Origin of the sequence: Streptomyces jumonjinensis (genome assembly GCF_009600885.1) — a bacterium.
GTDB lineage: Bacteria > Actinomycetota > Actinomycetes > Streptomycetales > Streptomycetaceae > Streptomyces > Streptomyces jumonjinensis.
Genome location: NZ_VCLA01000207.1, coordinates 2,890 through 4,186 on the forward strand (window position 1 = coordinate 2,890; position 1,297 = coordinate 4,186).

General features: G+C 67.8%; 1 protein-coding gene. It reads left to right on the forward strand.

Annotated features, from left to right (window positions below; genetic code table 11):
* Positions 1-22: 22 nt before the first annotated feature.
* A partial coding sequence (locus tag FF041_RS37295; RefSeq protein WP_323393714.1) for a condensation domain-containing protein occupies positions 23-1,297 on the forward strand: 1,275 nt, incomplete at its 3' end.

Consider the following 1,297-nt stretch of genomic DNA (forward strand, 5'->3'; position numbering starts at 1 on the left):
AACGCGGAGGGTATCGATTCAGGTGCCCTCCGAGGTCACCGCCGAGCTGCTCACCCGGGTGCCGGCTGCCTTCCACGCGGGGATCGACGATGTGCTGCTGACCGGGCTGACGGCGGCCATCGCCGAATGGCGCGACACCCGGACGACAGCCGGCGGCAGCGCGATCCTGGTGGATGTGGAGGGGCATGGGCGGGTGCCGCTCTCGGGTGGTGATGACTTGTCGCGGACGGTGGGGTGGTTCACGAGCAGTTATCCGGTGCGGCTGGATGTGGGGTCGGTTGATCTGTCCGATGTGCGTGTGGGTGGGGTGGCTGCGGGTCGGGTGGTGAAGCGGGTCAAGGAGCAGTTGCGTGCTGTTCCGGGTGATGGTCTGGGGTTCGGGATGCTGCGGTATCTCAATCCGGAGACCGCGCCGGAGCTGGCCGCGCTTCCCGCCGCGCAGATCGGCTTCAACTACCTCGGCCGGTTCGGAGCCGCCGAAGCACCGGGGCAGCGAGCCCGGACGGGTTGGTCACCGGCCAACGACGGAGCGACCGGTGACGGCGTGGGCGGGGACTTCCCTGTACTGCACGCGCTTGAGGTCATGGGCGCGGTGCACGATCTGCCGGATGGTCCGGAGCTGATGCTGTCGCTGGCCTGGCCGGAGGCGCTGCTCGATGAGTCGGGTGTGCGGGCGTTGCTGGACGGCTGGGCGGCGATGTTGGCCGGACTGGTCGCTCATGTCTCTGGTGCTGGTGGTGGCTATACGCCCTCCGATTTCCCGCTGGTGGCGTTGGATCAGTCGAGGATCGAGGAGTTGGAGGCGGAGGTTCCGGGGCTGGTGGATGTGCTTCCGGTGTCTCCGTTGCAGGAGGGACTGCTGTTCCACGCACTCTTCGACGAGCAAGGCACAGATGTCTACGTCGAGCAGATGGATCTGGGCCTGGACGGTGTGGTGGACGCGGTGGCGCTGCGGGCGTCGTGGCAGGCCCTGTTGGATCGGCATGCGAGTCTGCGGGCCGGTTTCCGGCAGCTGCCGGGCGTCGATGAGCCGGTGCAGATCGTCGCGCGTCAGGTCGTCCTGCCCTGGCGGGAGGGAGACCTGTCGCATCTGACCGAGAGCGAGGCGCAGGCCGAGGCGGAACGGCTGGGAGCCGAGGAGCGGGCCCAGCGATTCGATCTGGCAGCGCCCCCGCTGCTGAAGGTGCTGCTGGTCAAGGTGGGTGAGAACCGGCACCGCATGGTGATCACACTGCATCACATCGTGCTCGACGGGTGGTCGCTGCCGATTCTGATGCAGGAGCTGTGGTCGGCGTAC